We start from the raw sequence: 1,046 nt of genomic DNA, 5'->3' as shown, positions 1-1,046 counted from the left end.
GCCGATGACGTATCGCCATCAAAGTCGGTCGCGATGATTGGAAAGTTTAGCGTCAGTTCATCACTACCAGTTGCGTGATCGATTGGGCCTTCCAACGTAAAGTTGTAAGAGCCATCCACATTCACTACCAACGTAAATACTGGATTGCCATCTGCCGTCGCAGTGTAAGTGAAGCTGCCGTCAGCATTTGCCGTTTCTACGAGTACAACCGCTTGACCATGTGAGGTAAGGCCAGCAACAGGATCCGTCGAGGAATCAAGTTGATAGCTCACCACTCGATCAGAGCCTTCTGTTGTGGTGAATTTACCGTCAATAGAAACGACACCATCTTGAGCAGAACCAACGCCCGATAAATCGTCTTCATCAACCATAATGGCATCGACGTTTGTGATGGTCGGTTGGTCATCGACGATAGTCACTGGGATCAGCGCAGAGCTGGTGTCACCATCAAAGTCCGTTGCGATGATTGGGAAGTTCAGCGTTAGCTCGTCGCTATTAATAGCGTGATCGATTGGGCCTTCCAGCGTGAAGTTATAACTGCCATCCGTTTTCACTACCAACGTAAAGACAGGGTTGCCATCAGCGGTCGCAACGTAGCTGAAGCTGCCATCAGGATTGGCAGTCTCTATCAACGTCACTGGATTGCCTTGCGAGGTGAACCCTGTAACCACATCTACAGAGGTATCTAACTGGTAACTCACCACGCGGTCAGAACCTTGCGTTGTCGTGAACTGCCCATCAATCGAAAGTGAATCATTTTGGTCCGAACCGATGTTCGCTAAGTCGTCTTCATCAACACTGATGGCTTCAACATTTGTGATAGTCGGTTGGTCATCGGTAATCGTGACAGGAATAACGGCGGAAGTCGTGTCTCCATCAAAATCGGTCACTGTGATCGGGAAGTTGAGCGTTAAGCTGTCACTGTTTGCTGCGTGGTCAATCGCGCCTTCAAGTGTAAAGTTGTAGCTGCCGTCGGGATTGACAGTTAATGTAAATACCGGATTCGTCCCTGCTGTTGCCGTATAGGTGAAGCTGCCATCAGAATT

At 49.0% G+C, this 1,046-nt stretch carries 1 protein-coding gene; it reads right to left on the bottom strand.

Translation table 11 applies throughout. From position 1 onward, the window contains the following. Positions 1–1,046, bottom strand: a 1,046-nt coding sequence (locus tag R7190_RS25885; RefSeq protein ID WP_318137680.1) for a VCBS domain-containing protein, incomplete at both ends; no start/stop codon positions are given.

The sequence above is a fragment of the Vibrio sp. 1078-1 genome, from assembly GCF_033340475.1.
The sequence above is the reverse complement of the archived record's forward strand: the minus strand, read 5'-3'. Positions and strand labels throughout refer to the sequence as shown.